Origin of the sequence: Leclercia tamurae, assembly GCF_025566055.1 — a bacterium.
In the GTDB taxonomy this organism is placed as follows: Bacteria; Pseudomonadota; Gammaproteobacteria; order Enterobacterales; family Enterobacteriaceae; genus Enterobacter; species Enterobacter tamurae.
The window spans coordinates 137,707-153,224 of sequence record NZ_JAMHKS010000074.1 but is presented as its reverse complement, the minus strand read 5'-3'; the positions used below and the strand labels follow the sequence as shown (position 1 = coordinate 153,224).

Annotated in this window: 17 protein-coding genes; 13 read left to right on the top strand and 4 right to left on the bottom strand. The window is 57.8% G+C overall.

The window, feature by feature from the left end; genetic code table 11:
• Nucleotides 1-2 precede the first annotated feature (2 nt).
• A complete protein-coding gene (locus tag M8318_RS13825; protein WP_166183743.1) occupies nt 3-1,046 on the bottom strand; it encodes an aminopeptidase in 1,044 nt (347 codons plus the stop codon).
• A gap of 238 nt (nt 1,047-1,284) precedes the next feature.
• Between M8318_RS13825 and cysG the strand changes: the two genes are divergently transcribed.
• From cysG to M8318_RS13770, 11 genes are all read left to right on the top strand, one after another.
• Complete coding sequence (gene cysG / locus M8318_RS13820) at nt 1,285-2,643, top strand: siroheme synthase CysG (RefSeq protein WP_262663220.1); 1,359 nt, start codon at nt 1,285-1,287, stop codon at nt 2,641-2,643.
• 9 nt (nt 2,644-2,652) lie between these two features.
• Nucleotides 2,653-3,561, top strand: a complete 909-nt coding sequence (cysD, locus tag M8318_RS13815) for a sulfate adenylyltransferase subunit CysD (RefSeq protein ID WP_106994471.1) — start codon at nt 2,653-2,655, stop codon at nt 3,559-3,561.
• Nucleotides 3,562-3,570: 9 nt separating this feature from the next.
• Nucleotides 3,571-4,998: a sulfate adenylyltransferase subunit CysN gene (gene cysN / locus M8318_RS13810; protein ID WP_262663218.1), complete on the top strand. Its 1,428-nt coding sequence runs from the start codon at nt 3,571-3,573 to the stop codon at nt 4,996-4,998.
• On the top strand, nt 4,998-5,603 hold the full coding sequence (gene cysC / locus M8318_RS13805; RefSeq protein WP_166183741.1) for an adenylyl-sulfate kinase: 606 nt from the start codon (nt 4,998-5,000) through the stop codon (nt 5,601-5,603). The genes cysN and cysC overlap by 1 nt, the downstream gene beginning before the upstream one ends.
• Before the next feature lie 57 nt (nt 5,604-5,660).
• Nucleotides 5,661-5,984 carry a DUF3561 family protein gene (locus tag M8318_RS13800; RefSeq protein ID WP_106994474.1) on the top strand — a complete coding sequence of 108 codons (324 nt, stop codon included), beginning with the start codon at nt 5,661-5,663 and terminating at the stop codon, nt 5,982-5,984.
• A gap of 166 nt (nt 5,985-6,150) precedes the next feature.
• Nucleotides 6,151-6,462 carry a cell division protein FtsB gene (ftsB, locus tag M8318_RS13795; protein WP_032613637.1) on the top strand — a complete coding sequence of 104 codons (312 nt, stop codon included), beginning with the start codon at nt 6,151-6,153 and terminating at the stop codon, nt 6,460-6,462.
• 21 nt (nt 6,463-6,483) lie between these two features.
• The gene (ispD, locus tag M8318_RS13790) at nt 6,484-7,194 is read left to right on the top strand and encodes a 2-C-methyl-D-erythritol 4-phosphate cytidylyltransferase (protein WP_106994475.1); all 711 of its coding nucleotides are present in this window, start codon (nt 6,484-6,486) and stop codon (nt 7,192-7,194) included.
• Nucleotides 7,194-7,673: a 2-C-methyl-D-erythritol 2,4-cyclodiphosphate synthase gene (ispF, locus tag M8318_RS13785; protein ID WP_262663215.1), complete on the top strand. Its 480-nt coding sequence runs from the start codon at nt 7,194-7,196 to the stop codon at nt 7,671-7,673. The genes ispD and ispF overlap by 1 nt, the downstream gene beginning before the upstream one ends.
• Nucleotides 7,670-8,719, top strand: a complete 1,050-nt coding sequence (gene truD / locus M8318_RS13780) for a tRNA pseudouridine(13) synthase TruD (protein WP_262663213.1) — start codon at nt 7,670-7,672, stop codon at nt 8,717-8,719. The genes ispF and truD overlap by 4 nt, the downstream gene beginning before the upstream one ends.
• On the top strand, nt 8,700-9,461 hold the full coding sequence (surE, locus tag M8318_RS13775; protein WP_032613629.1) for a 5'/3'-nucleotidase SurE: 762 nt from the start codon (nt 8,700-8,702) through the stop codon (nt 9,459-9,461). The genes truD and surE overlap by 20 nt, the downstream gene beginning before the upstream one ends.
• Nucleotides 9,455-10,081 (top strand): protein-L-isoaspartate(D-aspartate) O-methyltransferase, encoded by a 627-nt coding sequence (locus M8318_RS13770; protein ID WP_262663212.1) that lies wholly within the window; start codon nt 9,455-9,457, stop codon nt 10,079-10,081. Before surE ends, M8318_RS13770 begins: the two co-directional genes overlap by 7 nt.
• A 28-nt stretch (nt 10,082-10,109) precedes the next feature.
• Here the strand turns inward: M8318_RS13770 and M8318_RS13765 are convergent, their stop codons facing one another.
• Nucleotides 10,110-10,355, bottom strand: coding sequence for a hypothetical protein (locus M8318_RS13765; RefSeq protein WP_262663211.1), 246 nt, complete (start codon nt 10,353-10,355; stop codon nt 10,110-10,112).
• Here M8318_RS13765 and nlpD point away from each other — a divergent pair.
• Nucleotides 10,243-11,322 (top strand): murein hydrolase activator NlpD, encoded by a 1,080-nt coding sequence (gene nlpD, locus M8318_RS13760; RefSeq protein WP_262663332.1) that lies wholly within the window; start codon nt 10,243-10,245, stop codon nt 11,320-11,322. The genes M8318_RS13765 and nlpD overlap by 113 nt on opposite strands.
• 60 nt (nt 11,323-11,382) lie before the next feature.
• Entirely contained in the window at nt 11,383-12,375 is a 993-nt protein-coding gene (rpoS, locus tag M8318_RS13755) for an RNA polymerase sigma factor RpoS (RefSeq protein ID WP_032613624.1), read from the top strand.
• A 53-nt stretch (nt 12,376-12,428) separates the two neighbouring features.
• Here rpoS and M8318_RS13750 read toward each other — a convergent pair whose 3' ends face one another.
• The gene (locus M8318_RS13750) at nt 12,429-12,806 is read right to left on the bottom strand and encodes a DUF4440 domain-containing protein (protein WP_262663210.1); all 378 of its coding nucleotides are present in this window, start codon (nt 12,804-12,806) and stop codon (nt 12,429-12,431) included.
• Between the two features lie 134 nt (nt 12,807-12,940).
• Nucleotides 12,941-15,502, bottom strand: a complete 2,562-nt coding sequence (mutS, locus tag M8318_RS13745; RefSeq protein ID WP_262663209.1) for a DNA mismatch repair protein MutS — start codon at nt 15,500-15,502, stop codon at nt 12,941-12,943.
• Nucleotides 15,503-15,518 lie beyond the last annotated feature (16 nt).

Here is a 15,518-nt window from a genome sequence, read left to right as displayed (position 1 = left end):
CCTCAGACCTTCCCCGCTTTCGCCAGCTCTTTCACCAGCGGCAGCATCACCCGCACCACGTCCCGGCTGCGATGTTCGATCCGCTTTGGCAGCGCCTCGTCAATGTACTGCAGATTATCCAGCCTGACGTTATGCCAGCTGGTCCCCTGCGGAAAGGCTTTCGATTTCGCCCGCTGCTGATACCCGTCTTTCTTACCCAGAGACCAGTTGGTCGCCTCGACATAAAGCACCGGGATCCCGGCCTTATCGAACTTCTCACCGTCGTTACAACATCCTGTCCCTTTCGGGTAGCTGGCGTTGCCGCCCGGATTGGTGCCAGCAACGATACCCTGGGCGCGGGCAATCGCCAGTGCGCGGTCGCGGGTTAATTTGCGCACCGGGGGAGGGGTGGTTTTGCCGCTGTTAAAATAGAGCTTATCCCCAACGATCAGGTTATCGAGGTTGATCACCAGCAGGGTGTTTTTCTTCTCGGCCGCGCTCATGCGGTTGAGCACGTTCTCTGCCCCAAGACGACCCTCTTCTTCGCCGCTGGTGGCGATAAAGCGGATGCTGTACTGGGTTGGAATATTCTTTAGCTGCTCCGCCAGCTCCAGCATCACCCCGACGCCAGCGGCATTGTCATCAATGCCCTGCAATGTCAGGCCGCCGAGATTGTTATCGGCATCGCTGTCGCTCATCGGCGCGTAGGTGTCCAGATGCGCCATGATAATAATTTGCTGTGCGGCTTTACCTTCATGAGCTGCAATCACGGTGCTGCCGGTCACGTTGTGCCAGTTTTTGCTCTGATTGCGTGAGGTATAGATATAGCGGCTCTGGAAGGTGCGGATATCGCTCTGGTAGCCCATCTCAGCGAACTGCTGGCGCACATAGTCAGCGGAGAGCATTTCGGCGGGGGTGCCGGTCATTCGGCCCGGGAAAAAGGTCGCGATATGACGCGCCTGCGTCGCAGCGATCTCACCCAGAGGGGGCGTTTTAGCCTGAACCGTTCCAGTTAAGCAAACGCCGAGCGCCAGGAGAGCGATACGGTGGCGCATTGCGGAAAACATAGTGAGTCCTTAAAAATAGAGCAAAATTTTAACGCGCTTAGTATGAAACTGTGACCGCGCTTACACAATTTGAATTGCTCTTAAATGCCCGTAATTACGCGTGTTAAGCACTTTTTGATATTTGCTTTTGCAGGGCGTTATTCCATTGAGTAACTACTCATTCCAATTCGTAATTTCATTCGCTATGAGCAGCCCCCTATAGTCCCACTATTCCTGGTTGTTAGCGAGTTGTAGCATTGTGGATTACCTTCCTTTATTTGCTGACATAAAAGACCGTCCGGTCCTGGTGATCGGCTGCGGTGAAATCGCCGAGCGCAAAATTGCCTTTTTACATCGGGCAGGCGCGCGCGTGCAGGTGATTGCCGAAGCGGACTTTGATGAAGCGCAAATCGACAATGTGGTGCTGGTGATTGCCGCAACCGAAAACCGGGCGCTCAATCAGCGCATCTCTGATGCCGCCCACGCCCGTCACCGTCTGGTGAACGTGGTGGACGATCAGCCGCTGTGCTCGTTTATCTTCCCGTCGATTGTCGACCGTTCGCCGCTGGTGGTGGCGATCTCCTCCGGTGGCACCGCGCCGGTGCTGGCGCGCGTTCTGCGGGAAAAAATCGAAGCGCTGCTGCCAACCAGCCTGGGCCGGATGGCAGAAAAAGCCAGCTTCTGGCGCAACCATCTGAAAACCCGCCTGACCAGCGTGGCGGAACGCCGTCGCTTCTGGGAGCGGGTGTTCCGCGGCCGCTTTGCCAGCCTGATGCAGGCCGGTAATGAGACGGCGGCGCAACAAATTCTCGAAGACGAACTGGATAACCCGGGCAGCACCAGCGGGGAGATTATCCTCGTCGGCGCGGGGCCAGGCGATGCCGGATTACTGACGCTGCGCGGTCTGCAGGCGCTCCAGGATGCGGACGTGGTGTTCTATGACCATCTGGTGACCGATGGCATACGCGAACTCATTCGTCGCGACGCCGAGCAGATCTGCGTTGGCAAACGCGCGGGCGGACACGCCGTGCCGCAGCATGAAACCAATCAGATGCTGATTGACGCGGCGAAAGCGGGCAAAACCGTAGTACGTCTCAAAGGGGGCGACCCGTTCATCTTTGGCCGTGGCGGCGAAGAGTTGCAGGCAGCGGCTGAAGCGGGCGTGCCCTTCCAGGTGGTACCGGGGATCACCGCGGCGTCTGCGGTGACGGCCTATGCGGGTATTCCCCTGACGCACCGGGACTACGCCCAGAGCGTCACCTTTGTTACCGGCCACTACAAGGCCGACAGCACCCCGTTCGACTGGACCCATCTGGCGCAAAGTCGTCAGACGCTGGCGATCTACATGGGCACCATGAAGGCGGCGGAAATCAGTGAACAACTTATTCAACACGGGCGCGATGCAGATACGCCTGTGGCGGTGATATCCCGGGGCACGCGTGTCGATCAGCACGTGGTGACCGGCACGTTACAGGACCTTGCACACCTGGCGAAAGACGCCCCGATGCCTGCCCTGATAGTGGTGGGTGAAGTGGTGCAGCTGCACAGCACGCTCGCCTGGTTTCAACATACAACAGACTCAGAGGGCTTTGGCTCTTCTGTGGTGAATCTGGCTTAAGGAACGGTTATGGATCAAAAACGACTGACTCACCTGCGGCAACTCGAAGCGGAGAGTATTCATATCATCCGCGAAGTGGCCGCCGAGTTCGCTAATCCGGTAATGATGTACTCCATTGGGAAAGACTCCAGCGTGATGCTGCACCTGGCGCGTAAAGCCTTTTATCCAGGCACGCTGCCGTTCCCGCTGCTGCACGTGGATACCGGCTGGAAATTCCGCGAGATGTATGAGTTCCGTGACCGTACCGCCAAAGCCTACGGCTGCGAACTGCTGGTGCATAAAAACCCGGAAGGGGTGGCGATGGGCATCAACCCGTTCGTGCACGGCAGCGGCAAACACACCGACATCATGAAGACCGAAGGGCTGAAGCAGGCGCTGAACAAGTACGGCTTTGACGCCGCCTTCGGTGGCGCCCGTCGCGACGAAGAGAAATCCCGTGCCAAGGAGCGTATCTACTCCTTCCGCGATCGCTTCCATCGCTGGGATCCGAAGAACCAGCGCCCGGAGCTGTGGCACAACTACAACGGCCAGATCAACAAAGGCGAAAGCATCCGCGTCTTCCCGCTCTCCAACTGGACCGAGCTGGATATCTGGCAGTACATCTATCTGGAAAATATCGAAATCGTGCCTCTGTACCTGGCGGCTGAACGTCCGGTGCTGGAGCGCGACGGCATGCTGATGATGATTGATGACGATCGTATCGATCTCCAGCCTGGTGAAGTGATCAAAAAGCAGATGGTGCGCTTCCGTACCCTCGGCTGCTGGCCGCTGACCGGCGCGGTGGAATCTAACGCGCAGACGCTGCCGGAGATCATCGAAGAGATGCTGGTGTCGACCACCAGCGAGCGACAAGGGCGCGTGATTGACCGCGACCAGGCAGGCTCCATGGAGCTGAAGAAACGTCAGGGTTATTTCTAAGGAGCCGCCATGAATACCACTATTGCTCAACAGATTGCGGATGAAGGCGGCGTCGAAGCCTACCTGCACGCCCAACAGCACAAAAGCCTGCTGCGTTTTCTGACCTGCGGCAGCGTTGATGACGGCAAAAGTACGCTGATTGGTCGTCTGCTGCACGATACCCGTCAGATCTACGAAGATCAGCTCTCTTCCCTGCATAACGACAGCAAACGTCACGGCACCCAGGGCGAGAAGCTCGATCTGGCCCTGCTGGTGGATGGCCTGCAGGCGGAGCGCGAGCAGGGCATCACCATCGACGTGGCCTATCGCTACTTCTCTACCGAGAAGCGCAAATTTATTATCGCCGACACCCCGGGGCACGAGCAGTACACCCGTAATATGGCGACCGGGGCGTCAACCTGCGACCTGGCGATCCTGCTGATCGACGCCCGCAAAGGGGTGCTGGATCAGACCCGTCGTCACAGCTTTATCTCCACGCTGCTGGGGATCAAGCATCTGGTGGTGGCGGTTAACAAGATGGATCTGGTCAACTTCAGCGAAGAGAAGTTTAACGAGATCCGCGAGAGCTACCTGACCTTTGCCGAACAGCTGCCGGGCAACCTCGACATCCGCTTCGTGCCGCTCTCGGCGCTGGAAGGGGATAACGTAGCCTCCCAGAGTGTGAGCATGCCGTGGTACAGCGGCCCGACGCTGCTGGAAGTGCTCGAGACCGTTGAGATCCAGCGCAGCGTCGAAACGCAGCCGATGCGGTTCCCGGTGCAGTACGTTAACCGTCCGAACCTCGATTTCCGCGGCTTCTCCGGCACCCTTGCCTCCGGCAGCGTGCAGGTGGGCCAGCGCGTGAAGGTGCTGCCGTCAGGCGTGGAATCTGCTATTACCCGCATCGTCACTTTTGATGGCGATCTGCAGGAAGCCGGGGCAGGCGAAGCCGTCACCCTGGTGCTAAAAGATGAAATTGATATCAGCCGGGGCGACCTGCTGGTGGATGCCGAGGAAACGCTGCCTGCGGTGCAAAGCGCCTCTGTTGATGTGGTGTGGATGGCGGAACAGCCGCTCGGCGCAGGCCAGAGCTACGACATCAAAATCGCCGGTAAGAAGACCCGTGCCCGCGTGGACGCTATTCAGTATCAGGTCGATATCAATAACCTGGCGCAGCACAGCGTCGCGGAGCTGCCGCTGAACGGTATCGGGCTGGTGGATTTCACCTTCGACGAACCGCTGGTGCTGGATCAGTATCAGCAGAACCCGGTAACCGGGGGCTTAATCATTATCGATCGCCTGACCAACGTCACCGTTGGCGCAGGCATGGTGCGTGAGCCGCATGAGCAGGCGAGCGTGGTGCCGTCTGAATTTAGCGCCTTTGAACTTGAGCTGAACGCGCTGGTGCGTAAGCACTTCCCACACTGGGGCGCGCGCGATCTGCTGGGAGGCAAGTAATGGCGCAGCATGATGAGAACGTCGTCTGGCATCCTCATCCGGTTACCGTCGCCGATCGCGAACAACTCCACGGTCACCGTGGAGTTGTACTGTGGTTTACCGGGCTCTCGGGCTCCGGTAAATCCACCGTCGCGGGCGCGCTGGAAGAGGCGCTGCATAAGGCGGGTGTCAGCACCTATCTGCTGGATGGCGACAACGTGCGTCACGGGCTGTGCAGCGATCTCGGCTTTAGCGATGCGGATCGTAAAGAGAACATCCGTCGGGTGGGCGAAGTGGCCAGTCTGATGGCCGATGCCGGGCTGGTGGTGTTAACGGCGTTTATTTCGCCGCACCGTGCCGAGCGGCAGTTTGTGCGCGAGCGCGTCGGTCAGAACCGCTTTATCGAAGTCTTTGTTGATACCCCGCTGGCCATCTGCGAGCAGCGCGATCCGAAGGGGCTGTATAAAAAAGCCCGCGCGGGTGAACTGAAGAATTTCACCGGTATTGATGCAGTTTATGAAACTCCTGATGCGCCCGAAATCCATCTGGAAGGTCAACAATTGGTAACAAATTTAGTGAGCCAATTATTAGACCTGCTCAGACAGGGCGATATTATCAGATCCTGAGATAGTATCGATGGGGGTGATTATCCCCATCGATATGTCATGGTCACAGGATCAGCTATGCGAAACAGTGAGAACTACATTATCACCGGGACGGACACAGTATCGGCAAATGACGAGACGACCTGGTCTTTCCCTGGGGCGATTGTCGGCTTCGCGTCATGGCTGATGGCACTGGGCATCCCTTTCCTGTTTTACGGCAGTAATACCCTGTTCTTTTTCCTCTATACCTGGCCTTTCTTCCTGGCGCTGATGCCCGTTGCCGTGGTGGTAGGGATTGCGCTGCACTCTCTGCTCAACGGCAAGCTGCTGTACAGTTCATTCACCACCGTGATGACGGTGGTGGCGATGGTCGGACTGTTATTTTTGTGGCTCATGGGATAAGTTCAGCCATAATTCAAACCGTCACTAACTGTGTCACGTTGAAGGCTGCGCGAATCTGCAAAAAAAATGTGGTACATTTGCCCGCAATGGTGCGGCATCTCTGTAGCCCCGATGTAGAGTCGGGGGCAAAGTTATGGGATGATGATGCCGTTTTTCAGGGGGCAGGATGGGTAAACTTACGCTGCTGTTGCTGGCACTGCTGGTCTGGCTTCAGTATTCACTGTGGTTCGGTAAGAACGGCCTTCACGATTACAGTCGCGTCAGCGATGACGTGACGGCGCAGCAGGCAACAAACAGCAAACTTAAAGCGCGAAACGATCAGCTGTTTGCGGAAATTGACGATCTCAATGGCGGACAAGAGGCCATTGAAGAGCGCGCACGCAACGAACTCAGCATGACTAAGCCGGGCGAAACCTTCTATCGTCTGGTGCCGGATGCGTCTAAACGCAACCAGGGCTCAGTACAAAATACCCGATAATCAGGCCCAGGATTATTAGCCATGGCAGTCACTTTTTCGAACGTATGCGCCGTTGTGCCAGCCGCCGGGTTTGGCCGGCGCATGCAGACAGAATGTCCCAAGCAGTACCTTTCAATTGGTGATAAAACGATCCTTGAGCACACCGTGGCGGCGCTGCTGGCGAACCCACGCGTGTCGCGGGTCATTATCGCTATCAGTCCGGGCGACGCCCGCTTTGCCGCGCTGCCCCTTGCCGGTCATCCGCAAATCACCGTCGTGGACGGCGGCGCAGAGCGCGCCGATTCGGTGCTGGCGGGTCTTCAGGCCGCCGGTGACGCGCAGTGGGTGCTGGTGCATGACGCGGCGCGGCCGTGCCTGCATCAGGACGACCTGGCGCGGCTGCTGACTATCAGCGAAACCAGTCGCGTCGGCGGCATTCTCGCCACGCCGGTCCGCGATACCATGAAGCGCGGCGAACCGGGACTTCCGGCCATCGCCCACACGGTGGAGCGCGTTGACCTCTGGCATGCCCTGACGCCGCAATTTTTCCCCCGCGAGCTGCTGCAGGCCTGCTTAACCCGTGCGCTTAACGAAGGCGCAACCATCACCGACGAAGCGTCGGCGCTGGAGTACTGCGGTTTCCACCCCGAACTGATTGAAGGGCGCGCAGATAATATAAAAGTGACGCGCCCCGAAGATTTACAGCTGGCAGAATTTTATCTTACCCGTTCGACCCATCAGGAGAAGGCATAATGCGAATTGGACATGGTTTTGACGTACACGCCTTTGGCGGCGAGGGCCCAATTATCATTGGCGGCGTACGCATCCCTTATGAAAAAGGACTGCTCGCGCATTCTGATGGCGATGTTGCTCTGCACGCCTTAACCGACGCGCTGCTGGGTGCGGCGGCGCTTGGCGATATCGGCAAGCTGTTCCCGGACACCGATCCGGCCTTTAAAGGGGCGGACAGCCGCGAACTGCTGCGCGAAGCCTGGCGTCGTATTCAGGCCAAAGGCTACACCCTCGGTAACGTGGATGTGACCATCATTGCCCAGGCACCGAAAATGCTGCCGCATATCCCGCAGATGCGGGTGTTCATTGCCGAAGATCTCGACTGCCATATGGACGACGTTAACGTCAAAGCCACTACCACCGAAAAGCTCGGCTTTACCGGTCGTGGCGAAGGTATCGCCTGTGAAGCGGTAGCGCTGCTGGTGAAGGCGGCCAAATGACGGATTTCGATAACCTGACGTACCTGCACGGTAAACCGCAGGGCACGGGCCTGCTGAAGGCCAATCCGGAAGATTTCGTGGTGATCGAAGATCTGGGCTTTGAACCGGACGGCGAGGGCGAGCACATCCTGGTGCGGATCCTGAAAAACGGCTGCAACACCCGTTTTGTCGCCGAGGCGCTGGCTAAGTTCCTGAAAATTCATCCCCGTGAAGTGAGCTTTGCCGGGCAAAAAGATAAACACGCGGTGACCGAGCAGTGGCTCTGTGCCCGGGTGCCGGGTAACGGAATGCCTGATTTAAGCCAGTTCCAGCTTGAAGGCTGCAAGGTGCTGGAATACGCCCGTCACAAGCGCAAACTGCGCCTCGGCGCCTTAAAGGGTAACGCCTTTACCCTGGTGCTGCGCGAAGTGAGCCACCGCGAGGATGTCGAGAAACGTCTCACTGCTATCAACGAGCAGGGCGTGCCGAACTACTTCGGTGCCCAGCGTTTTGGTATTGGCGGCAGTAACTTGCAGGGCGCGCTGCGCTGGGCGCAAAGCAATGCCCCGGTGCGCGATCGCAATAAACGCAGTTTTTGGTTGTCGGCAGCCCGCAGTGCGTTGTTTAATCAAATCGTGAGCGAACGTTTGAAAAAAACAGACGCGAATCAAGTTGTTGTTGGCGATGCGCTACAATTAGCCGGGCGCGGCAGCTGGTTTGTCGCCACTGACGAAGAAATGGGTGATGTGCAGGCGCGCGTCAATGCGAAAACGCTGCTGATCACTGCGGCCCTGCCGGGTACCGGTGAATGGGGCCCGCAGGGCGAGGCGCTGCAGGCTGAGCAGGCCGCCGTCGCCGGTGAAACAGAATTATGCTCTCTGCTGGTGCGGGAAAAAGTCGAAGCGGCACGCCGGGCGATGCTGCTCTATCCGCAACAGCTGAGCTGGAACTGGTGGGATGACGTGACCGTCGAGTTACGTTTCTGGCTGCCGGCAGGTAGCTTTGCCACCAGTGTTGTCAGGGAACTTATCAACACTTCGGGTGACTATGCGAATATTGCTGAGTAACGATGATGGGATCCATGCGCCAGGCATTCAGACGCTGGCTAAGGCGCTACGCGAGTTCGCTGAGGTGCAGGTCGTGGCTCCCGATCGTAACCGCAGCGGTGCTTCTAACTCGTTAACTCTCGAGTCATCCCTTCGCACCTTTACGTTCGATAACGGCGATATCGCCGTGCAGATGGGCACCCCGACGGACTGCGTCTTCCTCGGCGTCAATGCGCTGATGCGTCCCCGTCCGGACGTGGTGGTCTCCGGCATCAATGCCGGGCCCAATCTGGGGGATGACGTGATCTACTCCGGCACCGTGGCGGCCGCCATGGAGGGGCGCCATCTCGGTTTCCCTGCGCTGGCGGTATCCCTCAACGGTCATCAGCATTACGACACCGCTGCCGCGGTGACCTGCTCCATTCTGCGCGCCCTGAGCCGTGAGCCGCTGCGCACCGGGCGGATCCTCAATATCAACGTTCCGGATCTGCCGCTGGATCAAATCAAAGGCATTCGCGTGACGCGGTGCGGCAGCCGACATCCGGCGGATAAGGTGATCCCGCAGGAGGATCCGCGCGGGAATACCCTGTACTGGATTGGCCCGCCGGGTGAAAAGCACGATGCCGGGCCGGATACTGACTTCGCCGCGGTGGACGAGGGGTACGTTTCCGTGACCCCGCTGCATGTAGATTTGACCGCGCATAACGCGCAAGATGTGGTGTCAGGCTGGCTGGATCGTGCCGGAGTGAGCTCCCAATGGTAAGTAAACGTGTACAAGCACTTCTGAATCAATTACGCACTCAGGGTATTGCTGATGAGCATGTGCTTAATGCCATCTCGCTGGTACCGCGTGAAAAATTCGTCGACGAGGCGTTTGAGCACAAAGCGTGGGAAAACGTCGCCTTGCCGATTGGCCAGGGGCAGACCATTTCGCAGCCCTATATGGTAGCGCGCATGACCGAGCTGCTGGAGCTGACCCCGGACTCACGGGTGCTGGAAATTGGCACCGGGTCGGGATACCAGACCGCCATTCTGGCGCACCTGGTGCATCACGTCTGTTCGGTTGAACGTATTAAAGGCCTGCAGTGGCAGGCGCGTCGCCGTCTGAAGCAACTTGATTTGCACAATGTTTCTACCCGTCACGGGGATGGCTGGCAGGGCTGGAAGGCTCGCGGTCCGTTTGATGCCATTATCGTGACGGCCGCACCGCCGGAAATCCCGGCTGCGCTGATGGCGCAGCTGGATGACGGCGGGATCCTCGTTTTACCGGTGGGCGATGAACATCAGCTGTTAAAGCGTGTTCGTCGACGGGGCAACGAGTTCATCATCGATACCGTAGAAGCCGTACGTTTTGTGCCTCTGGTAAAAGGAGAGCTGGCCTGAGACTCGGATTTTTCCAGGGTTATTCAGGCTAATTCAGCGTATGGTGTGGCGCAAAAGCGCGTGACATTACGGTTAATTTTAAGTCACTGGTAACTAAAAACATTCCTGGGGGATAAATGAGCGCGGGAAGCCCAAAATTCACCATCAGCCGTGTTGCGGCTCTGTCACTGGTTTCACTGTGGCTGGCAGGTTGTACATCCTCGAATAACGCCCCTGCGCCGGTGAGTTCAGTTGGCGGCAACAGCAGCGGAGCTGGCGATTCATCCGGCGGCATGCTGATCACCCCTCCGTCCAGGATGGGCACCACTGCACAACAAACACCTCAGATTCAGCCTGTTCAACCAGTGGTTACGCAGCCAACACAGATTCAGCCAGTGGATCAGCCTGTTCAGACGGAAAATGGCCGCATTGTGTATAACCGTAAGTATGGGAACATTCCGAAAGGAAGCTATACCGGCGGCAGCACTTACACCGTAAAACGCGGCGACACTCTCTTCTATATCGCCTGGATCACCGGGAACGATTTCCGTGATTTGGCAGAGCGAAATAACGTTGCGGCCCCGTATGGCCTGAATGTTGGCCAGACGCTGCAGGTTGGTAACGCCACCGGCGCACCGTTGACGCCAGGCAATACTGTTTCAGCGGCTGACGTGACGGCGCAAAATAACAGTGTGACGCCTGCGCAAAAATCAAGCACAGTGGTTGCGTCACAACCGACAATTACGTATTCTGAGGACTCAGGTGAACAGAGTGCTAACAAGATGTTGCCGAATAATAGAGGGTCTGCGACTGTCGTCACAGCGCCCGTTACGGCACCTGTGGTTAGCTCTACCGTGCCCGTTGCCAGTAGTCAGACCTCCAGTTCGCCGATATCTTCGTGGCGCTGGCCGACTGAAGGCAAGGTTATCGAGAACTTCGCTTCCTCCGAGGGGGGAAATAAAGGGGTCGATATCGCAGGAAGTAAGGGACAGGCTATTATCGCGACCGCAGATGGACGCGTTGTATATGCCGGTAACGCTCTGCGCGGTTACGGTAATCTTATTATCATAAAACACAACGATGATTACCTGAGTGCCTACGCCCATAACGATACGATGCTGGTCCGGGAACAACAAGAAGTTAAGGCGGGGCAAAAAATAGCTACTATGGGTAGCACCGGAACCAGTTCTACACGCTTGCATTTTGAAATTCGTTACAAGGGGAAATCCGTAAACCCGCTGCAGTATTTACCGCAGCGATAATTTGGCGGGACATACCACTTCGGTTGTCTCGTTCAGGGATCACGGGTAGGAGCCACCTTTATGAGTCAGAATACGCTGAAAGTTCATGATTTAAATGAAGACGCGGAATTTGATGAGAACGGAGCTGAGGTTTTTGACGAAAAAGCCTTAGTAGAAGAGGAACCCAGTGATAACGATTTAGCTGAAGAAGAGCTGTTATCGCAGGGCGCCACTCAACGTGTGCTGGACGCGACTCAGCTTTACCTTGGAGAGATTGGATACTCTCCACTGTTAACAGCAGAAGAGGAAGTGTACTTTGCGCGTCGGGCATTACGTGGTGATGTAGCCTCACGGCGTCGTATGATTGAAAGTAACCTGCGTCTGGTGGTCAAGATTGCCCGTCGTTACAGCAATCGTGGTCTGGCTCTGCTGGATCTGATTGAAGAGGGCAACCTGGGACTCATCCGCGCGGTAGAGAAATTTGACCCTGAACGTGGGTTCCGTTTCTCAACATACGCGACATGGTGGATTCGACAGACCATCGAACGGGCAATCATGAACCAAACCCGTACGATCCGCCTGCCGATTCACATCGTGAAAGAGCTGAACGTCTATCTGCGTACCGCACGCGAGTTGTCCCATAAACTGGACCACGAGCCAAGCGCGGAAGAGATTGCCGAGCAGCTTGATAAACCGGTTGATGATGTTAGCCGTATGCTGCGTCTCAACGAGCGTATTACCTCTGTCGACACCCCGCTGGGTGGCGATTCCGAGAAAGCGCTGCTGGACATCCTGGCCGATGAAAAAGACAACGGTCCGGAAGACACCACGCAGGACGATGATATGAAACAGAGCATCGTCAAATGGCTGTTCGAACTGAACGCCAAACAGCGTGAAGTGCTGGCACGTCGTTTCGGTCTGCTGGGGTATGAAGCTGCAACACTGGAAGACGTCGGTCGTGAAATCGGCCTGACCCGTGAACGTGTTCGTCAGATTCAGGTAGAAGGTCTGCGTCGCCTGCGTGAAATCCTGCAGGGTCAAGGGCTCAATATCGAAGCGCTGTTCCGCGAGTAAGCAACTTTTCGTCAAAAAAAGGCCCGTCGAAAGACGGGCCTTTTTCTTTTGTCTTAAGGCTGCGTGGTTTCGTGCAGCAGACGCCAGGTTATCGTATCGCCTTCCTGATTGAGTACCGCACTGGACCAGCGCACGTTCACTGGCTGATCGGGGCGGGTTTGTGTCTCACGATAGTGAAGCACCGCCCCGTTATCCCAGGTCTGCAAGGTGGTTAATTCATCAACCACGATCTTCAGTCCCGGACGGCTGCCGCGTTGAGCCTCGAGGAAATTTGCCAGCGCGGGGTGATCCAGATGTGCGCCGCTGGGGGCAATCATCAGAAAGTCCTGGCGAAAACGGGCGAGCAGGGCAGCAAAATTGCCTTCCCCCTGGCCTAACCAGTTTTCTAACGCGATGTGAGCATCAATAATTTCTGTTTCATAGCAGGTCATTCTCTCTCCTTTACCATCATTTTGCGGACCAAATACATGATAAAAAGCCGGGTGGCGCTACGCCTTACCCGGCCTACATCGATCCCGTAGGCCCGGCAAGCGCAGCGCCGCCGGGCAATACAGACCGCAGCGATCTACACCAGATTCTTCAACCGATAGATCCACTCCAGCGCCTGACGTGGCGACAGGGAATCCGGGTCGAGATTCTCCAGCGCTTCCAGTGCCGGTGAGGTCTCTTCGGCTGGCACCAGCAACGACATCTGCGTCCCGTCAACCTGGGTCGCTGCCGCGTTTGGCGCCAGGCTTTCCAGCTCGCGCAGCTTCTGACGCGCGCGCTTGATCACCTCTTTTGGCACCCCCGCCAGCGCCGCCACGGCCAGTCCGTAGCTTTTGCTCGCCGCGCCATCCTGCACGCTGTGCATAAAGGCGATAGTGTCCCCGTGCTCCAGCGCATCCAGATGCACGTTCGCTACGCCCTCCATCTTCTCCGGCAACTGGGTCAGCTCGAAGTAGTGGGTGGCAAACAGGGTCATGGCTTTGATTTTATTGGCCAGGCTTTCGGCACAGGCCCACGCCAGTGAGAGCCCGTCATAGGTCGAGGTTCCGCGGCCAATCTCATCCATCAGCACCAGGCTGTACTCGGTGGCGTTGTGCAGAATGTTGGCGGTTTCGGTCATCTCCACCATAAAGGTTGAACGACCGCTCGCCAGATCGTCCGCCGCACCCACGCGGGTAAAGATACGATCGACAGGGCCGATCTCCACCTTTTGCGCCGGAACGTAGCTGCCGATATAGGCCAGCAGGGCAATCAGCGCCGTCTGGCGCATATAGGTACTTTTACCGCCCATGTTCGGCCCGGTAATGATCAGCATCCGTCGCTGCGGCGACAGGTTCAGCGGGTTAGCGATGAACGGCTCGTTCAGTACCTGCTCCACCACCGGATGGCGGCCTTCGGTAATGCGTACCCCGGGCTTATCGCTAAAGGTCGGGCAGCAGTAGTTCAGGGTCTCGGCACGTTCCGCAAGGTTAATCAGCACATCCAGCTCGGCCAGGGCGGAGGCGCTCTGCTGCAGATCGCCCAGGTGCGGCATCAGCATATCGAACAGGGCGTCATACAGCTGTTTTTCCAGCGCCAGGGCTTTGCCTTTCGAGGTGAGCACTTTGTCTTCGTACTCTTTCAGCTCAGGAATAATGTAACGCTCGGCGTTTTTCAGCGTCTGGCGGCGCACGTAGTGGATGGGGGCCAGGTGGCTCTGTCCGCGGCTGATCTGAATAAAGTAGCCGTGTACGGCGTTGTAACCGACCTTCAGGGTGTCCAGCCCGAGCCGCTCGCGTTCGCGGATCTCCAGCTTATCGAGATAGTCCGTTGCGCCGTCGGCCAGCGCGCGCCACTCGTCCAGCTCTTCGTTATAGCCCGGGGCGATAACGCCGCCGTCACGCACCAGCACTGGCGGCGTTTCAATGATGGCCTTTTCCAGCAGCTCGCGCAGTTCGCTGAATTCGCCCATCGCCTCGCGCAGCTTCTGCACCGGCGCACTGTTGATCTCTGCCAGCTGGCTGCGCAGTTCTGGCAGCTGCTGGAACGCGTGACGCATCCGGGCTAAGTCGCGTGGTCGCGCGGTACGCAGCGCCAGTCTTGCCAGAATACGTTCCAGATCGCCCACCTGCCGCAGCACCGGCTGAATATCGCTGTACCGATCCTGCAGGGCGCCAATGGTCTGCTGGCGGCCGGTGAGGGTGGCAATATCGCGAACCGGCATATGCAGCCAGCGTTTCAGCATCCGGCTACCCATCGGGGTGACGGTACTGTCGAGCACCGAGGCGAGGGTATTTTCCACGCCCCCGGCCAGGTTCTGGGTGATCTCCAGATTGCGACGGGTAGCGGCATCCATAATGATGCTGTCCTGCTGGCGCTCAATGGTAATGGAGCGGATATGCGGCAGGGAGGTGCGCTGGGTATCTTTCACGTACTGCAGCAAACAGCCGGCAGCGCACAGGCCGCGCGGGGCGTTCTCCACGCCAAAGCCGGTCAGATCCCGGGTGCCAAACTGCAGGTTGAGCTGCTGGCGCGCGGTGTCGATCTCAAATTCCCACAGCGGGCGGCGACGCAGGCCGCGACGGCCTTCGAGCAGCCCCATCTCAGCAAAATCTTCGGCGTACAGTAGCTCCGCCGGGTTGGTGCGCTGCAGCTCGGCGGCCATGGTCTCCCGGTCGGCCGGTTCGCTCAGGCGAAAACGCCCGGAGCTGATATCCAGGGTGGCATAGCCGAAACCTTTGCTGTCCTGCCAGATGGCGGCGAGCAGGTTATCCTGGCGCTCCTGCAGCAGCGCTTCATCGCTGATGGTGCCGGGAGTGACGATACGTACTACTTTGCGCTCAACCGGGCCTTTCGAGGTGGCCGGATCGCCAATCTGTTCGCAGATGGCGACCGATTCCCCCTGATTGACCAGCTTTGCCAGGTAGTTCTCTACCGCGTGGTGCGGGATCCCGGCCATCGGGATCGGTTCCCCGGCGGAGGCGCCGCGTTTGGTCAGCGAGATGTCGAGCAGCTGTGAGGCGCGTTTCGCATCGTCATAAAATAGCTCGTAAAAGTCGCCCATCCGATAAAACAGCAGGATCTCCGGATGCTGAGCTTTCAGCTTCAGGTACTGCTGCATCATGGGGGTGTGCGCGTCGAAATTGTCAGTAGTGGTCATGGAGTGATGATGTCCA

What these genes read in the sequence shown, in the direction of transcription:
- rpoS (WP_032613624.1), top strand. Translation starts at nt 11,383, where the DNA reads ATGAGTCAGAATACGCTGAAAGTTCATGATTTAAATGAAGACGCGGAA.
- M8318_RS13770 (WP_262663212.1), top strand. Translation starts at nt 9,455, where the DNA reads ATGGTAAGTAAACGTGTACAAGCACTTCTGAATCAATTACGCACTCAG.
- ftsB (WP_032613637.1), top strand. Translation starts at nt 6,151, where the DNA reads ATGGGTAAACTTACGCTGCTGTTGCTGGCACTGCTGGTCTGGCTTCAG.
- cysN (WP_262663218.1), top strand. Translation starts at nt 3,571, where the DNA reads ATGAATACCACTATTGCTCAACAGATTGCGGATGAAGGCGGCGTCGAA.
- M8318_RS13825 (WP_166183743.1), bottom strand. Translation starts at nt 1,046, where the DNA reads ATGTTTTCCGCAATGCGCCACCGTATCGCTCTCCTGGCGCTCGGCGTT.
- cysC (WP_166183741.1), top strand. Translation starts at nt 4,998, where the DNA reads ATGGCGCAGCATGATGAGAACGTCGTCTGGCATCCTCATCCGGTTACC.
- ispD (WP_106994475.1), top strand. Translation starts at nt 6,484, where the DNA reads ATGGCAGTCACTTTTTCGAACGTATGCGCCGTTGTGCCAGCCGCCGGG.
- cysD (WP_106994471.1), top strand. Translation starts at nt 2,653, where the DNA reads ATGGATCAAAAACGACTGACTCACCTGCGGCAACTCGAAGCGGAGAGT.
- M8318_RS13750 (WP_262663210.1), bottom strand. Translation starts at nt 12,806, where the DNA reads ATGACCTGCTATGAAACAGAAATTATTGATGCTCACATCGCGTTAGAA.
- truD (WP_262663213.1), top strand. Translation starts at nt 7,670, where the DNA reads ATGACGGATTTCGATAACCTGACGTACCTGCACGGTAAACCGCAGGGC.
- surE (WP_032613629.1), top strand. Translation starts at nt 8,700, where the DNA reads ATGCGAATATTGCTGAGTAACGATGATGGGATCCATGCGCCAGGCATT.
- M8318_RS13800 (WP_106994474.1), top strand. Translation starts at nt 5,661, where the DNA reads ATGCGAAACAGTGAGAACTACATTATCACCGGGACGGACACAGTATCG.
- M8318_RS13765 (WP_262663211.1), bottom strand. Translation starts at nt 10,355, where the DNA reads ATGCCGCCGGATGAATCGCCAGCTCCGCTGCTGTTGCCGCCAACTGAA.
- ispF (WP_262663215.1), top strand. Translation starts at nt 7,194, where the DNA reads ATGCGAATTGGACATGGTTTTGACGTACACGCCTTTGGCGGCGAGGGC.
- mutS (WP_262663209.1), bottom strand. Translation starts at nt 15,502, where the DNA reads ATGACCACTACTGACAATTTCGACGCGCACACCCCCATGATGCAGCAG.